At 64.3% G+C, this 816-nt stretch carries 2 protein-coding genes; both read right to left on the bottom strand.

Features of this window, described 5'->3' with window-relative positions:
* Positions 1 to 303: alcohol dehydrogenase catalytic domain-containing protein (locus VXC91_RS46265; RefSeq protein WP_329513314.1), on the bottom strand; the 303-nt coding region annotated here is incomplete at its 3' end.
* A 60-nt stretch (positions 304 to 363) separates the two neighbouring features.
* The coding region (locus VXC91_RS46260) for a nitroreductase family protein (protein WP_329513313.1) at positions 364 to 816 on the bottom strand (453 nt) is incomplete at its 5' end.

The following is an 816-nucleotide window of genomic DNA, read 5'->3' as shown; positions in this document are numbered from 1 at the left end:
CGCCAGGGTGCCGTCGCGGTGCCAGTCGGCGAGGCCGAACACCCGCTGCCCGACCGACAGCCCCGTCGTGCCGTAGCCGAGGGCGGTGACCACTCCGGCCAGCTCGTGGCCGGGGATCGACGGTGTCTTGTCACGGCCGGCGCGATCGGTCCAGGTCGATGGCCACTCCATCTCCGTCGGGACGAAGCCCGATGCATGAATCTGAACGATGACGTCGTTGATCGCTGCGGACGGCTCAGGCCGCTCTGTCAGCGTCATCCCGGCCGTTCCTGCGGCCTGGTCGGTTACCACAATGGCTTTCATTGAGATTGTCCCCTTCCTCGTACGTGTGGTGGGTTTTGGTTTCCGGGCGGCTTCGGACGTTTAGATGAAGGTGAAGAGTTGGTCGGCGTCGAACCGCGAGATCGGGGTGGTGTACTGCTTCTTGGGGTCGGGGTAGCCGAGGGCCAGCAGCACCGTCGTGCTGTGTCCGCTCTCGCGGATCTTGAACGCCTTGTCGACGCTGGTCGGGTCGAACCCCTCCAGCGGTGTGGCCTCGACGCCGAGCTCAGCGGCCGCCATCATGGTCAGGCCCACCGCCAGGTAGGTCTGCTTCTCCATCCAGTGGTTCAGGTCCTTGTAGCCGTAGGTGCGCAGGTTCAGGAAGTCGCGGGTCATTGATTCCCACAGCTCCTGCTTCGACGAGTCAGGGAACCGGCCGTCGGCCCTCTCCTTCGTGAACACCGCATCGAGGTGGCTGTCAGGCACATCTGCCCGGGTGGTGAGGATGATGACGTGCGACGCGTTCAGGACCTTCTCACCATTGTCCTGGAATCG

The organism is Streptomyces chiangmaiensis (assembly GCF_036281785.1).
In the GTDB taxonomy this organism is placed as follows: Bacteria; Actinomycetota; Actinomycetes; order Streptomycetales; family Streptomycetaceae; genus Streptomyces; species Streptomyces chiangmaiensis.
Note: the sequence above shows the minus strand (reverse complement) of the source record. Positions and strands in the feature narration are given on the sequence as shown.